At 35.6% G+C, this 23,939-nt stretch carries 24 protein-coding genes and 1 tRNA gene; 15 read left to right on the forward strand and 10 right to left on the reverse strand.

The window, feature by feature from the left end:
- Positions 1 to 2: 2 nt before the first annotated feature.
- The 7 genes from Q4Q16_RS03190 (at position 3) to Q4Q16_RS03220 (ending at position 4,815) form a co-directional block, all read left to right on the forward strand.
- Positions 3 to 1,202 carry a DegT/DnrJ/EryC1/StrS aminotransferase family protein gene (locus Q4Q16_RS03190; protein WP_303346223.1) on the forward strand — a complete coding sequence of 400 codons (1,200 nt, stop codon included), beginning with the start codon at positions 3 to 5 and terminating at the stop codon, positions 1,200 to 1,202.
- A gap of 275 nt (positions 1,203 to 1,477) precedes the next feature.
- Complete coding sequence (tfe, locus tag Q4Q16_RS03195; RefSeq protein WP_368660209.1) at positions 1,478 to 1,987, forward strand: transcription factor E; 510 nt, start codon at positions 1,478 to 1,480, stop codon at positions 1,985 to 1,987.
- Positions 1,988 to 1,989: 2 nt separating this feature from the next.
- A complete protein-coding gene (locus Q4Q16_RS03200) occupies positions 1,990 to 2,481 on the forward strand; it encodes a TIGR00295 family protein (RefSeq protein ID WP_303346226.1) in 492 nt (163 codons plus the stop codon).
- Position 2,482: 1 nt separating this feature from the next.
- Positions 2,483 to 3,391 (forward strand): DUF5591 domain-containing protein, encoded by a 909-nt coding sequence (locus Q4Q16_RS03205; RefSeq protein WP_303346228.1) that lies wholly within the window; start codon positions 2,483 to 2,485, stop codon positions 3,389 to 3,391.
- A 92-nt stretch (positions 3,392 to 3,483) separates the two neighbouring features.
- Positions 3,484 to 3,768, forward strand: a complete 285-nt coding sequence (locus Q4Q16_RS03210) for a metal-sulfur cluster assembly factor (protein WP_303346230.1) — start codon at positions 3,484 to 3,486, stop codon at positions 3,766 to 3,768.
- A 94-nt stretch (positions 3,769 to 3,862) separates the two neighbouring features.
- Positions 3,863 to 3,937 (forward strand) — tRNA-Ile (locus Q4Q16_RS03215).
- Between the two features lie 362 nt (positions 3,938 to 4,299).
- On the forward strand, positions 4,300 to 4,815 hold the full coding sequence (locus Q4Q16_RS03220; protein ID WP_303346231.1) for an amino acid-binding protein: 516 nt from the start codon (positions 4,300 to 4,302) through the stop codon (positions 4,813 to 4,815).
- 2 nt (positions 4,816 to 4,817) lie between these two features.
- On the opposite strand, the gene Q4Q16_RS03225 is transcribed toward Q4Q16_RS03220, so the two are convergent.
- Positions 4,818 to 5,081: a HypC/HybG/HupF family hydrogenase formation chaperone gene (locus Q4Q16_RS03225; protein ID WP_303346233.1), complete on the reverse strand. Its 264-nt coding sequence runs from the start codon at positions 5,079 to 5,081 to the stop codon at positions 4,818 to 4,820.
- A 78-nt stretch (positions 5,082 to 5,159) separates the two neighbouring features.
- Between Q4Q16_RS03225 and Q4Q16_RS03230 the strand changes: the two genes are divergently transcribed.
- Positions 5,160 to 6,461, forward strand: coding sequence for an NAD(P)/FAD-dependent oxidoreductase (locus tag Q4Q16_RS03230; protein ID WP_303346235.1), 1,302 nt, complete (start codon positions 5,160 to 5,162; stop codon positions 6,459 to 6,461).
- Positions 6,462 to 6,466: 5 nt separating this feature from the next.
- Here the strand turns inward: Q4Q16_RS03230 and Q4Q16_RS03235 are convergent, their stop codons facing one another.
- From Q4Q16_RS03235 to Q4Q16_RS03245, 3 genes are read right to left on the reverse strand one after another with little or no spacing between them, the layout of a single operon-like run.
- On the reverse strand, positions 6,467 to 7,516 hold the full coding sequence (locus tag Q4Q16_RS03235) for a glycosyltransferase family 1 protein (RefSeq protein WP_303346236.1): 1,050 nt from the start codon (positions 7,514 to 7,516) through the stop codon (positions 6,467 to 6,469).
- 3 nt (positions 7,517 to 7,519) lie between these two features.
- On the reverse strand, positions 7,520 to 8,482 hold the full coding sequence (locus Q4Q16_RS03240) for a cell wall biosynthesis protein (protein WP_303346238.1): 963 nt from the start codon (positions 8,480 to 8,482) through the stop codon (positions 7,520 to 7,522).
- A gap of 54 nt (positions 8,483 to 8,536) precedes the next feature.
- Positions 8,537 to 9,598: an mRNA surveillance protein pelota gene (locus Q4Q16_RS03245; protein ID WP_303346239.1), complete on the reverse strand. Its 1,062-nt coding sequence runs from the start codon at positions 9,596 to 9,598 to the stop codon at positions 8,537 to 8,539.
- A gap of 55 nt (positions 9,599 to 9,653) precedes the next feature.
- On the opposite strand from Q4Q16_RS03245, the gene Q4Q16_RS03250 reads away from it, so the two are divergent.
- The 3 genes from Q4Q16_RS03250 (at position 9,654) to Q4Q16_RS03260 (ending at position 14,434) form a co-directional block, all read left to right on the forward strand.
- Positions 9,654 to 10,964: a prephenate dehydrogenase gene (locus Q4Q16_RS03250; protein ID WP_303346241.1), complete on the forward strand. Its 1,311-nt coding sequence runs from the start codon at positions 9,654 to 9,656 to the stop codon at positions 10,962 to 10,964.
- 314 nt (positions 10,965 to 11,278) lie between these two features.
- Entirely contained in the window at positions 11,279 to 13,477 is a 2,199-nt protein-coding gene (locus tag Q4Q16_RS03255; RefSeq protein WP_303346244.1) for a CDC48 family AAA ATPase, read from the forward strand.
- Between the two features lie 123 nt (positions 13,478 to 13,600).
- Positions 13,601 to 14,434 carry a methanogenesis marker 8 protein gene (locus Q4Q16_RS03260; RefSeq protein WP_303346246.1) on the forward strand — a complete coding sequence of 278 codons (834 nt, stop codon included), beginning with the start codon at positions 13,601 to 13,603 and terminating at the stop codon, positions 14,432 to 14,434.
- 3 nt (positions 14,435 to 14,437) lie between these two features.
- On the opposite strand, the gene Q4Q16_RS03265 is transcribed toward Q4Q16_RS03260, so the two are convergent.
- The 3 genes from Q4Q16_RS03265 to Q4Q16_RS03275 form a co-directional block, all read right to left on the reverse strand.
- Positions 14,438 to 15,106, reverse strand: coding sequence for a PolC-type DNA polymerase III (locus Q4Q16_RS03265; RefSeq protein WP_303346248.1), 669 nt, complete (start codon positions 15,104 to 15,106; stop codon positions 14,438 to 14,440).
- Between the two features lie 587 nt (positions 15,107 to 15,693).
- The gene (locus Q4Q16_RS03270; protein ID WP_303346250.1) at positions 15,694 to 16,083 is read right to left on the reverse strand and encodes a type II toxin-antitoxin system VapC family toxin; all 390 of its coding nucleotides are present in this window, start codon (positions 16,081 to 16,083) and stop codon (positions 15,694 to 15,696) included.
- Position 16,084: 1 nt separating this feature from the next.
- Positions 16,085 to 16,324 (reverse strand): hypothetical protein, encoded by a 240-nt coding sequence (locus tag Q4Q16_RS03275; protein WP_303346252.1) that lies wholly within the window; start codon positions 16,322 to 16,324, stop codon positions 16,085 to 16,087.
- 455 nt (positions 16,325 to 16,779) lie between these two features.
- Between Q4Q16_RS03275 and thiC the strand changes: the two genes are divergently transcribed.
- Both thiC and Q4Q16_RS03285 read left to right on the forward strand, forming a co-directional pair.
- Positions 16,780 to 18,054 (forward strand): phosphomethylpyrimidine synthase, encoded by a 1,275-nt coding sequence (thiC, locus tag Q4Q16_RS03280; RefSeq protein ID WP_303346254.1) that lies wholly within the window; start codon positions 16,780 to 16,782, stop codon positions 18,052 to 18,054.
- The gene (locus Q4Q16_RS03285; protein WP_303346256.1) at positions 18,054 to 19,712 is read left to right on the forward strand and encodes an ATP-dependent DNA ligase; all 1,659 of its coding nucleotides are present in this window, start codon (positions 18,054 to 18,056) and stop codon (positions 19,710 to 19,712) included. The genes thiC and Q4Q16_RS03285 overlap by 1 nt, the downstream gene beginning before the upstream one ends.
- On the opposite strand, the gene Q4Q16_RS03290 is transcribed toward Q4Q16_RS03285, so the two are convergent.
- Positions 19,709 to 20,341, reverse strand: a complete 633-nt coding sequence (locus tag Q4Q16_RS03290) for a queuosine precursor transporter (protein WP_303346258.1) — start codon at positions 20,339 to 20,341, stop codon at positions 19,709 to 19,711. The two genes, Q4Q16_RS03285 and Q4Q16_RS03290, sit on opposite strands and share 4 nt — an antisense overlap.
- Before the next feature lie 87 nt (positions 20,342 to 20,428).
- Between Q4Q16_RS03290 and Q4Q16_RS03295 the strand changes: the two genes are divergently transcribed.
- Positions 20,429 to 20,827 (forward strand): OB-fold nucleic acid binding domain-containing protein, encoded by a 399-nt coding sequence (locus tag Q4Q16_RS03295; protein ID WP_303346260.1) that lies wholly within the window; start codon positions 20,429 to 20,431, stop codon positions 20,825 to 20,827.
- Positions 20,828 to 20,879: 52 nt separating this feature from the next.
- Positions 20,880 to 22,259 (forward strand): phosphoglucosamine mutase, encoded by a 1,380-nt coding sequence (glmM, locus tag Q4Q16_RS03300; protein WP_303346365.1) that lies wholly within the window; start codon positions 20,880 to 20,882, stop codon positions 22,257 to 22,259.
- Here the strand turns inward: glmM and Q4Q16_RS03305 are convergent.
- Positions 22,256 to 23,293 carry a DUF116 domain-containing protein gene (locus Q4Q16_RS03305; protein WP_303346262.1) on the reverse strand — a complete coding sequence of 346 codons (1,038 nt, stop codon included), beginning with the start codon at positions 23,291 to 23,293 and terminating at the stop codon, positions 22,256 to 22,258. The two genes, glmM and Q4Q16_RS03305, sit on opposite strands and share 4 nt — an antisense overlap.
- Positions 23,294 to 23,911 (reverse strand): TetR/AcrR family transcriptional regulator, encoded by a 618-nt coding sequence (locus tag Q4Q16_RS03310; RefSeq protein WP_303346264.1) that lies wholly within the window; start codon positions 23,909 to 23,911, stop codon positions 23,294 to 23,296.
- Positions 23,912 to 23,939: the final 28 nt, after the last annotated feature.

Genomic DNA, 23,939 nt, shown 5'->3' on the forward strand with positions numbered 1-23,939 from the left:
AGATGAATATTCCATTTTCACCACCTGACATAACCGAAAAAGAAATAGAAGAAGTGATATCCTCATTAAAATCCGGCTGGATTACAACCGGGCCGAAAACAAAGGAATTTGAAAAAAGAATTACTGATTATTGCCACAGCGATAAAACTGTTTGTTTAGGTTCTGCAACTGCATCTTTAGAGATGACTTTAAGGATGTTAGGCGTTGGAGAAGGGGATGAAGTAATCGTGCCTGCATATACATATACTGCTACATGCAGCGTTGTTTGCCATGTAGGTGCAACACCAGTGATTATTGACAGTCAAGAAGACAGAGAAGAGATGGATTATGAAAAAGTAAGAAATGCCATTACTGATAAAACAAAAGTCATCATCCCGGTTGATATTGCAGGTATTTTATGCGATTATGACAAACTGTTTGAGATAATCGAAGATAAGAAAGAATTATTCCATGCGGATAATGACATACAGGAAGCTTTTGGCAGAATCATTGTATTGTCCGATTGTGCTCATGGTTTTGGAGCTGTTCAAAATAATAAAGTAGCAGGAAGTCTTGCGGACTTTTCCTGTTTTTCATTCCATGCAGTTAAAAATTTAACAACAGCGGAAGGAGGAGCTGTAACCTGGAAGCACAACACAAAAATTGACAGCGAAAAATTATATAAACAATTGCAAATCCTTTCACTTCACGGCCAAACCAAGGACGCCCTGGAAAAAACACAGAAAGGGTCATGGGAATATGACATTCTTATTCCGGCATACAAATGCAATATGACTGATGTTCAGGCAGGAATCGGTCTTGGACAGCTTGAAAGATATGATTCAATGCTTAAGAGAAGATTAGAAATTATTGAAAAATATGATGAAGGATTCAAGAACAGCAAAGTCATATGTCCAAAACATTTAAGCGAAAATTCAAAATCTTCCGGCCATTTATATCTGGCAAGGATTAAAGACATTACCCCAGAGCAGAGAAACGAAATCATAATTGAAATGGAAGAGAGAGGAATAAGTACAAACGTACATTATAAGCCGCTTCCAATGCTTACAGCATATAAAAATATGGGTTTTGACATCAGAGATTATCCGAATGCATACAATTTATTTAAAAATGAGATAAGTTTGCCTATATACTCCACCTTAAGCAATGAGGAAGTAGACTACATTATTGAAAATTTATTGAATATCTTAGAAAAATATTAGATATCTTTTTATAATACAAAAGACATAAATTAAGTTAATATTAATAAATTATTATAATTTTTAGTTTATTTTTTAAAATTCTCGAGAAAAACAGAAACTGCTTTAGGGGACGTTAAATGATAGATGATCCATTAGTAAAAAACTTATTATCAAAAATTGTTGAAAAAGACCATGAAGAGAACCTTAAAAAGAATTTTAGGGATAGATACCCTACCGAAGAAACCCCGACAGGAATTGATAATCTTATAAGAGCATTGGAACTGACTCCAGAAGAAATTCAATATATTGCTAATGATATTCACAACACAGTCGAAAATACCATCATACCTATTATTAAAGCTCTGATTGACGGTGTTGAAACTGATGAAGAAATAGCCAATAGTACTGAAATTAAATTAAACATTGTCAGAAGAATATTATACAAACTTTACGATTTGAAAATTGCTAATTATAAAAGAAGTAAAGACCCTGACACCCAATGGTTTACTTATTCTTGGAAATTTGAAGAAGATGAGTTGATTGAAAAAGTTAATGAAGAATCTGAAAAGGTTTTGGCTCAGCTTAAAGACAGCTTACTTAAAGAAGAGCACAACATCTATTTCGCCTGCCCTCATGGCCATGTAAGATATAATTTTGACGAAGCTTCTGACGATGAATTTTTCTGCGTATGCGGTGAAGAATTAATGTTTCAGGACAATGAGGAAGTAATTGAATCCATAAAAACAAAAATCGCAGAAACTGAAAGTGATTTGAAATCCTTTAATAAAAAAATGGCTAAAGATTAAAAATGGAAATTGAATTGCTTAAAAAAGAGAATACTCCTCAAAATGTTATAAATCACTGCAGGGCAGTTTATAAAAAAGCTATGGAAATAGCCAATAATTTTGATAATGTAGACACAGACCTCATCAGACAGGGGGCTCTTTTGCATGATATTGGAAGGTCCAAAACACATGGAATCTGCCATGCCATAGAAGGAGTTAAAATAGCTAAAAAATACGGTTATCCCAAAGAAGTTTTAAATATTATTGAAAGACATATTGGTGCCGGAATAACAGAAGATGAGGCTGTGGAACTTGGGCTTCCAGAAAAATCTTATCTGCCAGAAACACTTGAAGAAAAGATTGTTGCACATGCAGATAACCTAATGAGCGGCAGCATGGAAGTGGATTTGGATTATGTTATAAACAAATGGAAAATTCAAATTCCAGACAGTGAAGATAATATTGAAAGACTAATTAAATTAGATAATGAATTGATTAAAGCTTTTGAGGAATAATATGAAAGTAATATGTTCAAGTGAAGAGTCTCTATATCGTCCGGAAGCAGTTAGATGGAGACAAAGAATGGAAATGATGGAACCTCTCGGTTCCACTGTTGTTTTACTGCCGTGCAGTATGAAAAAACCTTATTCTAATTCAAAATCACATCAAAAATTTAGAAAACTTACCCGTTCATATCAGGAACTTATTGTAACTTCCCCTTTTGGAATCTGTCCAAGGGAACTTGAAAATACATTCCCTATCCAGTCTTACGATGTAAGTACAACAGGTTCATGGTCACAGGATGAAATAAAAGAAACCGGCAGGCTGATTGCCCATTATTGTAAAGGCAAGAAAGTTGTTGCAAACCTTGCCGGAGGATATCTGGAATCCTGTGAGGCCTATGTTGATGACTTTATAAACGTTTGCGAAGATGGAAGGCCCACTTCACCGGATTCACTTTATAATTTGAGAATGGAACTTAAAAACCATGAAAAAGTCAACAGAAGAGAAAAAACCTTGCATGAATTAAAATCAATTGCGAAATTCCAATTTGGTGAAGATGGAGATAAATTTATTCCAGATAATGTCAAAACCAAAGGAATGTATCATAAAAGAATCCTGTCTAATGGAAAACAACTGGCATTATTGAATAAAGATAACGGATTGTACAGATTAAATTTGCCCGGCGGAGAAATTTTAAAAAATCTGAACATACATGTTGTGGAAATTGATTTTGATTTATCGACAAATACTGTTTTTGCACCGGGAATTGTTAAAGCAGACCCTAAAATTGTACCTAACGACGAAGTGGTTGTTGTTCGGGACAACAGTGTTGCAGGTGTTGGAAAAGCTGTGATGACAGGACATGAAATGGTAGAGTGCGGCAATGGCATTGGCGTTAAAATAAAACATAGAGTCAAATAGGTTTTAGTATAATTTTGTTAGAAAAAATAACAACTTTTATAAACATCATTAATGAAAGTATTAGTATAATGAAATTTTTAGAGGTTTAACATATGTCTGAAGAACTTGTAAATAATATTAAAGATGCTATTTATGTAATTAATGACCCTCATATGGGAATTAGTATTGTAGATATGGGCATTGTACAAAATATCGCTGTTGACGGTGATCAAGCTGAAATTACTCTCAAGCCAACAAATCCTGGATGTATGAGTATTACACGCATTGCTGCTGATGCTAAAATCAGAGCTGAAAATGTTGAAGGAATCGAAAATGCAAAAATTATTGTCGAAGGACATGCCATGGCAGATTCCATTAATGAAATGATTAATAGATAAATTTTTGATTAATTTCTATATATGACCGAAAGAGTTATATATAGTAATTAACATAATTATAAGTGTTGACAGTTAAATAGTACCATAATCATATAGGCTAGTGGCACAGCTTGGTTAGCGCGCTCGGCTGATAACCGGGAGGTCATGGGTTCGAATCCCATCTAGCCTACTTAAACTACTTTTTTTAATGAATTTTCAATTTGCACAATAATATTGAAATTATATTATATAATTTATAGTTTTCTAAAAAATTAAGTATTTCAAGAAAACACTCCTTATGAAAATGTTTTGGAGACGTAAATCACATCATCATCTTTTTTATACAAAATCAGCACTATAGATTGTTGTGCAACATCCTTTAAACATTATTATTAATCAATAATATAGAATCAGGATTGTAAAACTTGAAATTCCTTTTAAAGAGTTTTGTGCTGAAATTTACATGACCAATATTATATCTTTTTTATAAAATTGCATAATAAATATATATTATACTCAACATAACCTAACTTAAATGTACAAAAAGTTGGAGTGTTGATTAAAATGTGGGAAAAAATTAATGAAAAATTTAAAAAATACCCTGCAAGATTAAGAGTTGCAGAAAAAATGATTGAACTTGGACTGTCCGTAAGCGATGATTGTAAAATTTACTGCGGAAATCTTAAAATAAGCGACAAATCACTGGCAACAGCAGCGGATGTAGATAGAAGAGCTATAAAATCAACAATTAAATTAATAAGAGAAGACGAGGAATTGTATAATCTCTTCAGCAGCATTGTGCCTGCAGGAACACTTCTAAAAAACATTGCCAAAAACTTAAAGCTGGGAGTGATTGAAATAGAAGTGGGGTCTGAAAGCGAAGGAATACTTGCAAACACTACAAGTTTAATTACAAAAAAAGGCATTAGCATAAGGCAGGCTTACGCTGAAGATACAGAACTTCAAGAAAATCCGCTGTTGACCATAATAACCGAAGAAGCTGTCAGCGGCGATTTGATAAATGAATTTTTAAAAATAAAAGGAGTAAAAAGAGTTTCAATTTACTGATTTTAATCAGTCATTTGATTCTCCAATTCTTTGTCTTCTTCTTCAAGAATTTCCAAAAGTTCTTCCCAAGCTTCTAAAGATTCCTTAGCAGCTTCTTCTGTTAATTTTTCTATTGCATAACCGGCGTGAATAAGAACATAATCACCAATTTCAACATCAGGTAAAAGATCCAATTTTGCTTGTTGTCTTGCTCCGCCAAAGTCAGCATACAGCCAGTTTTCTTCTCTATTAATTTCCACTACATGAGCAGGTGCTGCAATACACATAAGTTACCTCTCCAAAATTTAATATATACCATAATATTAAAAGTTAGTATTATATAAAACTATCTACAAGGTGTTATAATGGAAAATATTGTTATTGGTTCAGGGCCCTCCGGAAGATTGGCCTCTTTAGAACTTGGAAAATTAGGAAAAGAGGTTACTTTAATTGAAAAAAGCCATATTGCAGGTACCTGTTTAAACGAAGGATGTATGGTGATTTGCGCATTAACAGACATTACCAAATTTATAGAGTCAAACAGAAGATTTACAGAACATGGATTTCTCAAAAGCCAAATTGAGATATCCTATGAGAAAATTGTTGAGAAAATTGTTGAAACTCAAAAGATGCTGAGGCACATAAACCAATTAGAAAATGAAAGCGTCGGAAACAATATTGTCTATGGGAAAGCCGTCATTGAAGATGATGCCGTTTGTGTAAATAATGAAAGTTTTGAATACGGCAATTTATTAGTTGCAACCGGAGCCCGTCCGTTTATTCCAGAGATTAAAGGCAGAGAATTTGGATTGACAAACCGAGATATTTTAAAAATCGATGATGTTCCTGAAGAATTGAATATTATCGGAGGAGGCATTATAGCTGCCGAAATAGCTAATATTTACTCAACATTAGGTAGTGAAGTGAATATTCTTGCAAGAAGTACATTTTTAAAAGAAATCAGTGCCGAAACAAAGGAGTATGTGTTGAAAAAAATCATTCCTGATGTTGAAATTTATGAAAACACAAGCGTTGCAGAAGCATTTAAAGATAAGGTTTTGCTTGAAAATGATGCTGAATTAAAAGGAATTCCATTTTTTGCAACCGGCAGAACACCCAACAGTGAAATTGTTGAAGGGATTGTTGAGTTGAACCCTGACCGGACAGTTAAAGTTGATGAAATGATGAAAACTTCTGTTGGGAATATATATGCTGCAGGAGATGTTACCGGAGGATACATGTTAACTCCAGTAGCAAGAAAGGAGGGCATCACAGCTGCAAGAAATATGGCTGGGCATGCAAATAAAATAAGCTATGAGTGCATTCCTCAAAACATAAGTTTGAACATGGAAGTGAGTTTTGTTAAAAATGAAAAATCATTATGCAGTGATGAAGACAAAGCAAAAATTGCAATTCCAGGAATTGCAGGGCCATCCTCGTTTTGGAACATCCTAGCCGGAGAAACAGGATATACTGAAATTGAATTTGATAAGAAAAATAACAGAATAAACGAAATTAATGCAATATCACCTTCATCCGTAAGTGATTTGGCATACTTATCATACCTAATGAGAATGGATTATGACCTGGATGATTATGATGAATTTTTAGAAATCCATCCGTCAACCGATTCCAATTATAAAATTATAAAAAACATGTGGCTATAACGCCACTATTCTAATTCTTTTAACATTTTATCCACTAAAACATCAGCGGCCTCATTGCACTGCTTCCCATAGAAAATAGCCCTTTGTTTTAAGGAGTCATAATTTTCAAATGCCTCATTGATGCTTTTGCAAACATCACTGACTTCAGATTCGATAATGGCCCCTTTAAATACACCGGCCATATTTTGATATCTTCCCCATTTGACTTTTGTAAGGGCAATGATGGGCTTTTCACAAAGCAGCGACTCTTCAAGGGAAACACCATCATCAGTTAAGACAGTCAAGTCGGCAAATTTAAATAAATGATTAATCCAGTCAATAAAACCTGCATAGATTATTTTATCATCGTCAAGTTCATCAAGATATTCCTCATGGAGAGGCAATCCCACCAAAACCAGGTTATATTCATCAGTATCACCGGCAACTAAGTTAATAGCGTCGACTGTGCCTTTGAATATGGATGAACCTGAGGAAAATACAATTGTTTTTTTGTTTTCATCAAAATTAGGAAATTCCTTTAGTTTCTGAAGAGCCACTTTCTCGTTTCCCTTTTCTGTGTTTTCAGCCAATGGATAAAATGACCTTGTCATGTTTTTAGGGAGTTTTTCCCATCTGAACTTATCCAGTTCCGGAAATACGAAACATTGGTTAAATTTAGGACATACTTTTGAATCCAGTGGTGTCGAAATTAAAGAAAAAGCAGGTTTCCCCGTGAATTTAGCGCCTAAAGATCCGACAATCGCACCCCCTCCCAAAACACCAACAACAAAATCGGCTCCTGATTTTTTAATAGCAGACATTGCTTTGAAAGTAGCCGTAATTAATTTTAAACCGCCTTTCAATGCAGATAATTTAGTTGCAGAATGGCCTCCCGCTTGAGGAATTGAGACTTTATGTACAAAGTAACCATTTTTTTCAAATAAGTCTCCGGAGGCAGAAGAATCCAAACCCACTTCACATTCGACACCTCTTTTTTCCAGCGCTTTCATAGTATTAAGAGCAATAGCTGCATCCCCACCTAATCCTCTACCGGTAACCATAAACAATACTTTCATAAATTAAACCCCACTTTTCAAGTTTGGTATTTTCTTAGGAGTGTATTTTTTTGGATGTGATGCAAAGGGATTGAACAATAATCTTCTAAACCCTAATGAAATCAATAAAGGATGTCTAACCTCATATTGTTTGTCTTTAAGAATCAGTCTTCTAAATAAGTCTCCCAATCCTCCGCCAGTTAAGACGTCCATGAAATAATCTCCAAATGTCGGATCAAGGATTCTTAAATTTTGTCTGAAGAACACTCTTAAATTATTTCTTCTAACAAATGCGATTAATGCAACAGTTATAAATCCGAGTAAAATAACTGACCATAATCCTCCAACTAAATAATAAGCTAATCCAAGGGCTACACCAAATGTGTGATTTCCAACTTCGCCCAACATGATTTTTCCTGAAAAGTCAAGCGGACAGTAAGCCAGACATACTATAAATATCAATAATGGAGTATAAACGGCAGGCAATTCATTTACAGTCGGTGAACCTACAATTAACATGAGAATAATTGTTAAAACAGCCATAATCATGGTTACGATACATGTAGAACCGGGTTGCATATCTGAAATATTAAGCGGCTGAACCATAAGCGCTATAAATATTGAAGAAATCCAATATCCTTTAAGAATACATGCAATCATAACTAAAACAATTCCAATTCCCCTTGAAAGTTGACCCCACTCAATACCTAACGGAACACATTTTCTTCTTCCTAAAATATCGTCAATCAATGCAAATATACCGATTATTAAAATAATTGAATTGCAACCAGGTATCATGAAAAATGCCAGTACAATAAATGGTATTACTCCAATGGCACGTGGAATTCCACCCCTTACATTGGGATATAAATTACCAAGGTATCCTCGATTTCCAAAAAATCTAAAAACAATAGTTAAACCTAATGTAGATACTGCAGTTACAATAAAAACAAAGATAAATGCAATAATAATTGACGAATAATACATAATTAATCTCTCATATAACTTTTAATTTTTCATATTATATAAATCTGTACGAAATCAGGCAATTTCATATCTTAAAATAGCCGCCATACCACCAAGACTTTCCAGTTGCTTTCCGCCTTCATGTTCACTGCTAATGACCATTACTTCCCCTTTCATATTTTCCACCATGTCCATCAGCTCACCCATGTTTTCACTTGCTACTTTAGTATCTAAAATTAAAAGTTGGCTGACAGCGCCTAAATTAATTGCCTCTTTTGTCTGTTTAATCCCATAGGCAATTTTGGATGAGTTTTTACCGATTTGTGCAAGTAATTTGTCAATAGCTCCCATTTCAACAGCAACCCTGTTTTCGGAAGTTAGCTTTTCAACAGTTCCCTTTTTTAGAACTTCACTAATTCCGTTGCGTCCGCCTGATCCGGTAGCTTCTATAACAGACATTTTAGCCAGACTTTTATGTTTTTCCTTGAGATAATCATGAAAATCATTTTTTACAAATCCAGGTCCTGCAATGACAATATTCTGAATTGAGTCGAACTTTTCGATTGATTCGATGACTTTTTCATAAAACTGAACAATATTCTTCTGTCTGTTCTTATCAATTATCCTTTTGCCGGAAACATGGCCTTTAACCGGACCGTAATATTCAATTCCGAATTGCCTCATCAGACCGATAGTTGCGGTGTCGTCTTCCAAAACAATAATCATTGCAGACAATTTTTTGGAAGCGTCAATAGCCTGATTGAGTCTTTTTATTGCCCAATTTTGCCATCTCTGTTTTTTGATGGTTAACGGAGTGTTGAGTTTAACTTCCAATGTATGGTGTGATCCGAGAGGAATCAAATCTTCAGGACCTCTTGTAATGACTCCTGTTAATCTTAATTTTCCGGTGAATAAATGAAAGGTAATGTTTTCAATATCCAAACCTAAATAAAATGTTTTTTTAACTCCCCTGTCGCTTCTTAGTTTATCTCCGGTGTTATCCTGTATACGCCGGGTAGTCTTAGAGGATGCATTGTCCCCGGTTTCGATTATATGGGACAAATGCCATAAATCATCCAATGTTTCGGGAACCAATTCAATAATTCCCTCTTTTGTATCTTGTTTTATAATTTTCATGTTTTCACAATACTTTTTCTAATTAATATATATACTTACTAATTTAAAATAATTAATGATTGAAATGAATGTTGGAATTATTGGAGGTAGTGACGGTTTGGGAAAAACCCTCATCTACTACTTAAGAGACGAATTTGAAGTATATATTACCGGAAGAGATCACCAAAAAGGAAAAAGTGTTGCAGATAGCATGAATGTCAATTATATTGAATCCAATGCAGGTCTGGCCAATATCAGCGACATATTAATAGTTTCCGTTCCCATCCACCACACATCTGATGTTATAAGGGAAGTGGCACCATATATGAAAAAAGGTTCACTAATGCTTGACGTCACATCCGTTAAAGAGGAGCCCTCCAAAACAATGGCAGAGGCATTGCCCGACAGCGTAGAATATATTCCAACACATCCTATTTTCGGTCCGAGAACAACAGAACTGGACAATCAGGTAATCGTTTTAACAGCCGACAAGAAAGGAGAATGGTATGATAAAGTTTATGATTATCTTGACAGCAAAAATATGAGAATAATTGAAACTACAGCTAAAAAACATGATTATATGATGAGCATTGTCCAGGTATTAACTCATTTCTCATTTATCTCCACCGCTTCGGCTATTGAAAAGCTGAAAATTGATTTATCCGAAACCGAGGATTATGAAAGTCCGATATATAATCTGATGATTGACATGATTGCACGTATTGTTGCTCAAAATCCTTATCTAACATATTACATCCAGTCCATGAACAACAACGGTGCGAAAATCAGAAATACCTTTGCAGATGCAGTTACTGAATTAAGAGACGTGATCAACAGCCAAGATGATGAGAAGTTTGTTGAGATTGCAATTAAAGCGACAAGGCACATGGGCGATATTAAGAATGCATTAGGAAGAAGTGATAAGGCCATTAACGCACTTAATCATGAATTCAGCCTATTGAATAAAGCTATAGGTAGCGAGGTCGGATTAAGACACATCTATTCCGGGAAAATCCATGTCGGAATCTTGGAGAAAATAGATGGTAAAACTGCAGTTTTAATTGACGGAAACAAGGTGAAAAAATTACGCATAGCCAATATAGAAGTGTTAAGCGATAGTGAACTCCACCAATGGAAAATCAGCAACACCGCCAAAAAGACCGAATCAATCAGCTGCGTGTTTTCTAAAAATGTTAATGTCGAGACCATACAGGATGCATCTAAAAAAATCGCAAATATCCTTAACATCAAACTGATTGATGCTTATAACGGACCTCAGATTAGCGAAGACTCCATCAGTTTAACTTTTGAAGTTGTTGCAATATCCAAAGAGGATATTCAAAAGGTCAAGGAACTGTTTATCGGTTTTGGCGGAGTTATAAGATAAACTGTTTTGATTTATACGAACAAATATTAAAGTATACAAAAGTAATTAAACTTTTAATTAAGCTATTTCACTTTAATATCCACTTTTTTTTATTGGTTCAATTTCATATAATCATTTTAATTAAACTACATTATGACAAAAGTTTATTGATTAAATAACTGAGTTTAAAAGAGAATTCAAAAACTTTTTTAACCGAAACATTTATATAGTAAAACCTACACAGTTATACCTGTCAATAAAGTTACAAAAAGTAATAAAAAGATTGGCAGTAAAAAAATTATGATTACAATAAACTCACACAGGAGATGATTATCATGGCAGAAAATGAAATTACTTTAAAAGTTGCAGAAGCAATTTCACAAAAAGATGTTGGTCAGGGCGTTGCAAGACTTGACCCAAATGTAATGAATGATTTAAACATCCATGAAAGAGACTTGGTTGAAATTGTAGGCGAAAAAAGAACTGCAGCAATAGCTCTGCCTTCACAAACAGACATTGGACTTGGAGTTATCAGAATTGACGGATTAGTCCGTAAAAACTCCGGTGCAACCATAGGCGGAGAAGTTAAAGTTAAAAAAATCAAAGCAGTGGAAGCTAAAAAAGTTGTTCTGGCTCCAATTGACAATAATATACGTGTGCAAGGAGATGTGCGCAGTTTATTTGCCGGGAAAGTAATGGTTCAAGGAGACATCATCGGATCACAAATCAAAGCCCCAAGACCAAGTATGAGCATGGGCTTTAACAGCATATTTGATGAATTAATGGACTTCACACCGGCAATGAGAGAAATCAAGTTTGCAGTCGTGTCCACAAATCCGAAAGACATCGTTATTGTCGGTCCAAATACCGAAGTGCAACTTCATGAAAGCCCAGTTGACGTAAGCAAAATCGAAGGTGTTGGAAACCTTGTAGATGTAAGCTATGAAGATATTGGCGGTCTTAAAGAAGAAGTTAAAAAAGTAAGGGAAATGATTGAAATTCCTCTCAAAAGACCTGAACTCTTTGAAAAATTAGGCATTGCCCCTCCAAAAGGAGTATTGATGCACGGTCCTCCAGGTACAGGTAAAACATTACTTGCAAAAGCAGTGGCAAGTGAAAGTGATGCCCACTTCATTGCAATAAACGGACCGGAAATTATGAGCAAATACGTAGGGGGATCTGAAGAAAACCTAAGAGAATACTTTGAAGAAGCAGAAGAAAACTCCCCTTCAATCATATTTATCGATGAACTAGACGCTATCGCACCAAAAAGAGAAGAAACCAATGGAGAAACTGAAAGAAGAACCGTTGCTCAACTTCTAACATTAATGGACGGTCTTAAATCCCGTGGCCAAGTAGTGGTGATTGGTGCAACAAACAGACCTGATTCCCTTGACCCTGCACTTAGAAGGCCTGGAAGATTCGACCGTGAAATAGAAATCGGAGTGCCTGACAGCGAAGAAAGAAAAGAAGTGCTTGAAATTCACACAAGGAACATGCCTCTTGCAGAAGACGTTGATTTAGACAAAATCGCAAATACCACCCACGGATTTGTAGGTGCTGATATTGAATCATTATGTAAAGAAGCTGCAATGAGAGTAGTTAGAAGAATCCTGCCGGAAATACAAAATGACGAAGAAATTCCAGAAGAAGTAATGAAAAAAATAGTAGTTACAGGTAATGATTTTAAATCAGCTCAAAAAGAAATCCAACCTTCAGCTTTAAGAGAAGTCCTTGTACAAATCCCTGACATCAAATGGGATGATGTAGGAGGTCTTGAAGATGTAAAACAAGAACTTAAAGAAGCTGTTGAATGGCCATTGAAACACCCGGAAACATTCCAACGTTTAGGAATAAGACCTCCAAAAGGAACATTGCTTTACGGAATCCCTGGAACCGGTAAAACACTGCTTGCAAAAGCTGTGGCAAGTGAAAGCGAAGCAAACTTCATTTCAGTAAAAGGCCCTGAACTTCTATCCAAATGGGTTGGAGAATCTGAAAAAGGCGTCAGAGAAGTATTTAGAAAAGCTAAACAAACTGCTCCGACAGTAATCTTTTTCGATGAAATTGATGCAATAGCCAGCACACGCAGCGGAAATGACACTGACAGCGGAGTAACTAAAAGAGTTGTAAATCAGCTATTAACTGAAATGGACGGTTTGGAGGAACTTGAAGATGTTGCAATCATTGCGGCAACCAACAGGCCGGACATTTTAGATGCTGGACTTATGAGGCCTGGAAGATTTGACAGACACATACAGGTCAAAGAGCCTGATGAGGAAGCAAGACTTTCAATCTTTAAAGTACACACTAAAGACATGCCTCTTGCTGGAGATGTTGATCTTAAGAAACTCGCTAAAAATACTGAAGGATATGTTGGAGCAGACATCGAATCAGTATGCAGAGAAGCAGCAATGCTTACTTTAAGAGACAATCTCGAAGCAAAAGAAGTTCCAAATAAATATTTCAAAGAAGCAATCGATAAAGTAAAACCTGGAAGCAGTTCAGACGAACAGCTTATCCAATATATGTAGGAAGAAAAATCCCAATTTCTTCCTTATTTTTTTATGAATTCTAGCCATATTTTTTAGGGAAAGACACAGAAGTCTTTCCCATAACCTCCAATTATAAATACTTTTTTTAACAAACTCAAAACTATGAGAGAACATATTATTGAAGCCATGGGACTGAGCAAAGTAACAATTAAAGACGGAAAGGTTGTCAGTGTAAGTGAACCTGAAGTTGAGTACTGTCCTCTTTTTGATCACCACAGAGGAATTAAGAGACTGACATCTGAAGCAATAGCTGAAAATATGCAATTTAGAATTGATGATTTTGGAATGTGTATGCCAAATCGCCAATTAAGAATGAAGGACTTTTTGAATTTCGGCATTTCAGAGATTATGTGCACATTACTAGATGAGGATGTAATCGACTGTGTTGTGATGGTTTTAGAAGGTTGCGGAACATTAATCGTTGAAGAGCCGGAACTTGTACAGGGAATTGGAGGAAGGGTTTCAGGCCTTGTAAAAACCAGTCCGATTCCGGAATTGATAGCTGAAATGGGCAAGGACAATATTGCCCATCCAAAAACAGCCGAAATTGATCAACTTAAAGGAATAGAACTTGCAATTGCCAAAGGATTTAAAAATATTGCAGTTACTGTAACTCTGGCCGGAGACATTGAGGAAATTGAAAGGATTAAATTGGAAAATCCTGATGTGAATATCTATGTTTTTGTTGTCCACACGACAAAAAAGTCTGCTGAAGACGCAAGAAAATTATTTGACGGCTGTGACGTCATTACATCCTGCGCATCAAGACATGTTCGTGAAATCGGAGAAAATGAAAGCATAAAAACTGTAGGCCAATCCATTTCGATTTACGCTAAAACAGAAAATGGCAGAAAATTTTTAGAAATGCGTTTGAAAAAAATTGGAGGGGAAAAACCTAAAAAGGACAATCCTGATTTGCCATACCCCCTAATTTAATTGTTATCTTCTCGGCAAACATCTTTCCTGAGGCAGCAATCCCCGATTATGGTAAGGCTGTCTCTTATATTCAATAAATGGGAATTTAATGCCACTTACGCCAAATTTTGGATTGTAACCGAATATGTTTATATACTCTGATAAATCATCACGTTCGTTTTTCATGGCCACTGCAACCTGATATAATGCTTTTGCATCATCAATAGCTCTGTGAAAATTAACTTCACCAATACCGTAATATTTAACAGCATCAATTAACTTATGAGGATAATCCTTTCTGTCTTTTAAAACAGATACAGTATCAATCCAGTTTAAATTAGATACGATATAATCCGCATCATCTGGAAAATGACGCTTTAACAGTGAATAAACGAACTGCAAATCAAATTGACAATTATGAGCCACCATCAATGTATTTGCCGTGAGTCTTTCTTTTAAGTCATAAGCAACAGTTTCCTCATCGATTCCCTCATTTTGTATCATATTATTTGTAATTCCGGTTAATTGAGAAATTTTTGGAGAAATGAACTCTCCTATGTCAATGAATTCATCATAAGTATCTACAATAATCCCATTTTCAACAGTTAACATTGCAAGTTCAATAATCTTACAGCAGGAACAATCAAGACCGCTTGTTTCGGTATCAAAGAATATAATTTTTATAGTAAACACACCCCATTAAACACAATTTAATTAATTCTATGTATCTGTTACTATATAATCAGTAGCTATAATATTTCTATGCTTAATGCATCTTCCGATATCAATTGAACTTTTATGTTTCGCCCTTAGAATGACGATATATAAATATGCAAATATACCGAATAGGCGATATTTATGATAACAACCATCAGAATCAGTAAAAGATTTACAGCAGCGGCTAAAACTGAAAAGCACTGCGACAGGCAAAAGCCAACTGAATCTGGTCAATCAATATACTGGATGGATTGAAAAAGGATAAAACAACAGCAAAACCCCCGGCAATGAGTTTAGATGAATAGAAAAACTGTTAAAACACGACCTGCATGAAGGTGAAAACACGCTCACGGTTTTGCATCTATAATCGGCGGAATAAACATCACAGGAAACACTGTTAAAATCACCAAGAAAGGGACTTTCACTGCCACAACACAGTTTAGTAGAGATTTCCTGTGCTCTGCAAAAACAGTTAAAATCCAAAATTAAAGTAAAATAGCATATGTGCTATTTACAATCTTTTTTTATTATTTAAAATGTAATCCATCTTTTAGAATAATGGCTTAAAGGTATATTCTGTTGATGCCTTTGATTTTATCAAAATCTGAATCGAATGAAACTATTGTACTGACTCCGTTTTTAATCATGGTCTGGAGTATGGTGCAGTCGCTGAAGTTGACTGCATGATTGTAATGTTTATATGATGCAACTGCTTCTGCATAATCATCAGAGCCTAAAAAATCTATTTCATATGATAGGAGCAATTCTGTCAGTTCATCAACATCGTATGTTGAGTTTGTTGCCTTCAGGCTGTTGAGGACTTCTGTAAAAACCGTACTGTTTATCAGTTTCCTTTCGTTTTTCAGAACCGGCTTTAATTTAAGTGCCTTTTCGGTGCAGGTGTCTTTTTTAAGTATGACTCCAATCAGGTATGTTGAGTCTAGAAATATCATATTAACCTCTTTTATATGATGATTTTTTTAACTCGACGGCGTTTGTTCTGATTGGTGCATCGGCAAGCCCGGTTAGTTTTTCAGATACATCATCGCCTTCGGGCAGGTCATGTTTTAAAAGTTTTTCTATTTCATCCAAGCTCATCGCAGGTTTTGCCGGTGTTTTATCGTTTTTCAATCCGTCCAGGATGTATCGATTGGCCAGATCCAGTTGGCTTTTGCCAGTTTCGGCGCTTTTCATTTTTAACTGCCGCTGCAAATCTTTATCTATTCTGATGGTTGTTATCATAAATTATCACCTATGTAATATATTTGTATATTTGTATATAAATATATTGCATTTGAAATCATACACCAAAGGTTAATTAGTAATATCAAAAATAAATACAATATGAAAAAAGATTTCAAAGTTGCGATAAGTATCAGATAATTCATAATCTACTAATTATATAGCTTATTTTTAATATGTCAAAATAACGACAATACTACTTAATCGCCCAGATATAATCTTTCTAAGTTCAGGGAACGGTTGAATGCTAAATATATTTTTTAAAATCCAATTGATTTTCAAATTTACATATCCAATTTCGACCTGTAAAAATATTTTAAATAGCAATAAAAAGCAATATTTATGATAAGCATACTAATATTTAATTGATATATAATTAATAGTGATTAGTCAATAGAGGGATAAATTTGACCCAAAAAAGTGAAGCGCAAAAAGGAAATATTACACCAGAAATGGAATATGTTGCAGAAATAGAAAATATAGATGTAAATAAATTAGCTAAATTAATAGATTGCGGAAAAGTTGTAATTCCAAAAAATATTAATGGACACTCAAAACCATGCGGTATTGGAGAAGGTTTGAGAACTAAAATTAATGCAAACATCGGTTCATCATCAAAAATTGACGATATTGATCTTGAAATTAATAAAGCAAAATTGGCTCAGGAATACGGTGCAGATGCACTTATGGATTTATCAACAGGTTCTGATTTAAAGTTATTCAGAAAAAAGATTATGGATGCAGTCGATATCTGTATTGGAACTGTTCCGATTTATGAAGCAGGTGTTGTAACACTTTCAAAAGACAAAGAAATCATTGATATGGATCCTGATGATATTTTCAGGGCTATTGAAAATCAGGCAAAAGAGGGAGTGGACTTTATGACCCTTCACTGCGGAATTACTAAAGATTTGGTCAGCAAATTAAAGTCCGCAAATAGAATGATGGGAATTGTAAGTCGTGGCGGAACCTTTATGGCTTCCTGGATTAACCATAACGATATGGAAAATCCGTTATATGAAAATTACGATTATCTTTTAGAGTTATCATATGAATATGACATCACATTGTCTTTAGGTGATGGTTTAAGACCCGGCTGTCTGTCAGATGCAAGCGACATCCCTCAGATTCAGGAACTTGTGAATTTGGGAGGTCTTGTTAAAAGAGCACAGGATGCAAACGTTCAGGTGATGGTGGAAGGTCCGGGACATATGCCATTAAACCAGATTAAAGCAAATATGGAAATTCAAAAAACAATATGTCACAGCGCTCCGTTTTACGTATTGGGACCGTTAGTAACCGATATTGCACCTGGCTATGACCACATCACAGGAGCAATAGGAGGAGCAATAGCCGCATCAGCAGGAGCCAGCTTTTTGTGTTATGTAACACCTGCAGAACACTTATCCCTTCCGAGTCTAGAAGATGTTAAAGAAGGAATTATTGCATCCAAAATTGCTGCAGAGGCCGCTGATGTTGCAAAGGGTCTTGAATCCGCATGGAGCCGTGAACGTGCAATGGCCAAAGCAAGAAAAGAATTCGATTGGGAAAAACAATTTGACCTTGCATTGGACAAGTCAAAACCTAGAACATATCGTGACAAATGTGAACTTGAAGATGAAGAGATGTGCGCGATGTGTGGTGAATATTGTGCAGTAAAAATAGCTAAAGGCGATTTTTAATGAGATATCAGGAATTAGTAGATGTATACTCAGCATTGGAAGCAACAACAAAAAGATTAGAAAAAACAGAGATAATTTCTGAATTTTTAAAGAAATTAGACTCTGATACAATTGAAAAAGTCGGACTTTTGATTTTGGGAGTCGTGTTTCCTGCATGGAGTTCGGAAGAAATTGGAATCGGCGGAAAATTAGTTGAAAGGGCAGTAGCGGAAGCTGTTGGAACAACACAATCTGGCGTTGAGGATGCTGTTCGTGACGAAGGAGACATCGGCCTTGCATGCATTAAATTATATGCTAAAAAATCCCAGACAACATTTTTCTCACAGCCCCTGACAATTGATTTTGTATTTAACAGCCTGCGCAAACTGTCTAAAATCAGCGGATCACGTTCAACCAACCGTAAAATTGCAGTTATTTTAGAGCTGTTAAGTCAGGCAAGTGCAACTGAAGCCAAATATCTGACCCGTACAATAACCGAAGAACTGAGAATCGGCGTTGGAGACGGAGTGGTTAGAGATGCAATTGCGCAAGCTTTCGGCATTGATAAAAAAGTAGTTGAAAGAGCCCAGATGCTTACAAATGATTTTTCAATCGTTGCAAAAACTGCAAAAGAACAGGGCAGCGCCGGTTTAGAAAAGCTTAATCTGACACCGGGAACACCTGTAAAACCAATGCTTGCTCAGCTTGCACCTCCATTGGATGAAATCATTCCTGAAATGGGCGTTGCAATTTGCGATACCAAGTATGACGGCATCAGGCTCCAGGTTCACAGAAACAACGGCGAAATTAAAATATTCACACGCAGACTTGAAAACATTACCCATGCACTTCCAGAAATCGTGGAACTGTTTGATGAACACCTCCCCCATGAGAACTACATCGTAGAAGGGGAAGTAATAGCCACTAGAAACGGAAAGCCCCTCCCTTTCCAGAACATATTGCACCGCGTTAGAAGAAAGCATAATGTTGAAGAGGCTATTGAAAATGTTCCTCTAAAATTATACCTGTTCGATGTTTTATATTATGAAGTTCCAATGATTGACGAGCCTTTAAAAAATAGAAGACGAATATTAGAAGAAATTGTTGACACCTCTATTGACGGGATGAATCTGAGCACAATGATTGTTGGAACTGCCGACAACATCGGCGAAGTTCAGGAACTGTTTGAACGCTCAATTAATGAAGGGCATGAAGGAATAATGATTAAGGATGCTTCAGAACCATATATTCCTGGCCTTAGAGGTAAAAAAATGCTTAAATACAAAGCAGAACCTGAAACCCTTGACATGATCGTTATTGGAGGAACATACGGAATCGGAAAAAGAGGAGATTTCGTCGGATCTTACTTGGTGGCTTTAAGAGATGAAAACGATGATTTTAAAAGCGTTGCTTATGCAGCAACAGGCCTTGATGATGCGACATTGGAATATCTGACCGGTAAAATGAAGGAACTTGAAATTTCAACCAAAGGCAGGGAAATCAGAGTTGAGCCTAAAATCGTTCTGGAAATTGCATTTTCAGAAATTGTCGAGTCTCCGGAATATGAGACAGGTTACTCCTTAAGATTCCCTGTTGTTAAAAATATAAGAAAAGATAAGGGTCCGATGGATGTAGATACTGTTGAGAGATTAATTTCCATGTACAATACAGGAAATTAAATCTCAGGCAATTTTTTAATATTGTTAATGACAGCCCGTGTAATCGGATATACGACAATCTCATATAGTGTCTTAAACATCGCCTGAGCAATCACCATCATCACCAGTGCCTCCAAAGGTATTGTTCCTATAAATCCTATTGTAATAAAAATTATTGCATCCAGACCTTCACCAAATAATGTTGAAACTATGCATCTGAAAAATAGCTTTTCCTCATCCCATTTCTTAAGATAAACCATCAGTCTCGCATTAACAATTGACCCTATCAAATATGCAACAAAACTTGCAACAAGCAGCCTTAAAGTAGAACTTAAAACAATGCCGAATGCCTGTGAGTTTTCAAAAAACACCGGTGCAGGAAGCCAGATAGTCACATTATAGCAAATCACCGCAACAAGATTCATGAAAAACCCAAGTAAAATAATGCGACGGGCCTTAGCATAACCATAAACCTCTGCAAGCACGTCATTTACAATGTAGATTATTGGAAAAATGATAACCGCACAGGGCAGGGTAAACGAGAAAAAATCAAATGTTTTGCCTGCTATAATATTTGATACAATCAGACATGCAGTAAAAACACCTGCCAAAATTGCATATAATTCTGTTTTTGTTAAATCTTCAAACATAAAACATATTATATTTCTAATATTAGATAAATTTTACAAGTTTAAAACCTATCGGATATTTTTAATTTGAAAACAAATCAGAAAATCATGGAAATCACAGATGAAAAATTATTAAGAATCGCCTTAGTAACCTCCCTTATCGGCATAATCGGACTGATTATATTTACCCCATCAATCGAAGTTAAAAAAGTTGATATCAAAGACATTACAAGATCCATGATTGATGAGAAGGTATGCGTCGACGGCGTGATAACAGATGTTGCCCAGTCAAGTTCAAAAACAAACTATTTTCTTACAGTAAATGACGGGGAAAGCCAGATTCAGTTAATCATCTTTGAAAAGCAAGTCAGTGAGATTAAATCAAAGAATTTGGATATTGAAGATTTCAAAAACAGAAAGGTTGAAGTTACAGGTACAATAACAGAATACAAATCAGATTTGGAATTAATTCTAACAAGCGGCGACAGTCTTCGGATAATAAATTAGACATCAATATATTTTTATTTGTAAAACTTCAAAAATAATATAGAATGAATTTATAGGAATTTTAATTATGTCTGATAAAAAAAGATTATTTGGAACTTTTGGAGTTAGAAGAACAGCAAATGACGTGTTAACTCCTGAGTTTGCAACAAGATTAGCTGCATGTTATGGAAGCGTTGTTAAAGGCAAAATTGCAGTTGGAGCAGATACAAGAACAAGCAGCCCAATGTTAAAAGATGCGGTTATCGCAGGTTTACTTTCAGCCGGCTGTGATGCTGTAGATTTGGGAATGCTGCCAACACCTGCGGTCCAGTATGCAGTAAGACAGTATTATGATGGAGGAATCATGATTACTGCAAGCCATAACCCTCCTAAATTTAACGGTCTTAAATTTTTAGATGAATTTGGTATCGGCCTTTCAGATAATGTTGAATTAGAAATCGAAAGCCTTTATTTTGACGGTGAACCAGTCAGAGCAGGTTGGGATGAAATCGGTGAGAAATTCACAAATAATCAGATTATTGGCGAATACATCCAAACTGCAATGTCACATGTTGACGCAGATGCAATAAGAAAAGCCAATTTAAAAGTGGTTCTTGATTGCGGATCAGGTGCAGGTTCCTTTACTGCCCCTTATTTGGTCAGGGAACTTGGATGTGACGTGACAACTTTGAATTGTCAAGCGGACGGATTTTTCCCTGGCCGTGACCCTGAACCGATAGAAGAAAACTTGCAGGAGCTCATTTCAGTTGTAAAAGAATTAAACGCAGATATCGGTCTTGCTCATGACGGCGATGCAGACAGAACCATTTGTATTGATGAGAATGGAGCTTTTGTTCTGGGAGATAAAACATTTACACTGGTTGAAAAACAGATGCTTAAAGAAAACGGCGGAGGAACCATTGTAACAACCGTTGCAACTTCACAGGCAATTTATGATATTGCAGAAGAATACAACGGAGAAGTGATAGCCACTGCTGTTGGAGATTTGCTTGTAGCGCGTAAGTTAAAAGACACAGACGGACTTTTCGGAGGAGAGGAAAACGGAGGATTGATTTTTCCTAAATTCGTTTACGGACGGGATGCTGCTTTAACTGTTGCCAAAATCCTGGAAATAATAGTTAAAGAAAACAAACCACTATCCGAATTGGTTTCAGAGCTTCCAGTTTATTATTCAGCCAAAATGAAAACAGAATGCAGTGACGATTTAAAAGAAGAAGTAATGTCAAAAATAGCCCATGAAGTTAAAGAAACCACCGATTACGAACTTGACACTACAGACGGCGTTAAAATATTTAAAGATGGCGGATGGGTCATTATCAGACCATCCGGAACAGAACCAATCTTTAGAAGCTATTCAGAAGGAAACTCCCAAAAGCAAGCTGACGAAATGGCTGAGTGGGGAATTAGCTTAATTAAAAAATATAGAGACTAGAATTTGGTTGAAAGTTCTTCAAGGTCAATTGTTGATGGGAAATCCCCGTCCAGCCAATGCTTAGAGCAGGAAACTCTATTTAAAATCACACATTGCGGAGGAATTCCCATTTTACTTGCCTGATAACCACCAGATATAAGGTTTAAAACACAGCTAACACCAATAATTCCAAGTTCATCCAAATCTTTTTCTGTTGCCCCTTTAAGAGAATCTGAATTATGTTCTATCAGATATAACTCATGGGGAAAATCCTTAGCTATTTTATAGATGTTGCAGTTTTTATTGCATAGCCTGCATACAGGACCCAGTCCGGTATTTTCCGCATTGCAATTTTTTTCAGACACCCTCATGCAGGAAGGCAAAAGCAGTGCTTTTCTTTTTCTTGAGCGGAAATTCCTGCAGAATATTCTATTCATTAAATTAGCTCCAAGCATGTTTAAATGATATATTTCTTCAGGACTATTAAAAAATATTACATCTTCCTTCATTTTATGAGATTCTTTATTTTTTTCAAAATATTCTTTAAATCCTGCCGTATATGTAGCTAGGTATTTAGGGGAATTTTTCAAAAACCATGCAGCCAACTTCAAAAAGATCTCCAATTTTTCAGAGGTTATACTATCTTCATACTTTCTCAAATAAGGCAGCTGATAAGCAAAATCACCAGTAGCCTCCAGCCAATCCAACAGTAATTTTAAACTGGCCCTATTTAAGGTTAACTCGTTTTTTGTCTTTTTTTTAGAAAATTCCTTTGTAAGAATCATCCCCCTAATGTCATCGACCAGATCCTTACTCATTTTAGACTTATTTCTCATAGCATACAATGCGGCAAGAACATCATGAGAACCGTTCGGCAAAACAACTGCATCATTTTTGTATATCTCCCAATAAACGCCGATAAGCAATCCTTCCAACATTTCAGACAAGTCATCCAGATTCAGGGTTCCTGCAAAGCCGATAAATGCTTCTGCAAAATCATTAACATCCCCGTAATAATCATCCTTAATCTGATAGGGAACTATAAAATCATCCATTTAAACCCTCACCGCACCAAGAATAAACTCAACATGCTGTTCTGCATCTTCAAATAGCCTGTCCAATTCATCATCGGGAAAGGAGTTGTTCTGGATAAATATCTCCATTAACAGAAACATAGGATAGGCATAATATTCCCTTGCCAGAACTGCAGGGTCAAATTCCTTTCTGATGAGTCCTTTTTCGATTAGTCTGGAAAAAATTGAAGTCCAGAATTCCAGAGGTTCTTCAAGAATGTGCTTATGGAAAAAATCAGCTATCATTTCGTCCTGATACATTTGAATAAAGAAAAACCTAAATAGCTTCATTATCCTTTCGTTTCTCAATTGCTGCCTGAACATCTCAGAACCCATCCTATAAAACAGCATAGGGTCTGAGTCCAATAATTCATCCATCTGATGGTTTTTATTTTCATCGAAGCTATTAAAATAATCCTCAAAAGTCTTTAAAATAATATCCATAATGGCTTGTTTTGATGAATAATGATTATATATTGAGCTTTCTTTAATTCCAACCTCACGGGCAATTTCTCTAACAGAAGTATTATTAAATCCTTTTTGTGAAAATAACTCAAGTGAGGCATCAAAAATTTTTTCTTTGGTATTTTTCTCCTCCATGACTAACAGTTGTTAGTCAGACCATATA

This window comes from Methanobrevibacter sp. (assembly GCF_030539875.1).
GTDB lineage: Archaea > Methanobacteriota > Methanobacteria > Methanobacteriales > Methanobacteriaceae > Methanocatella.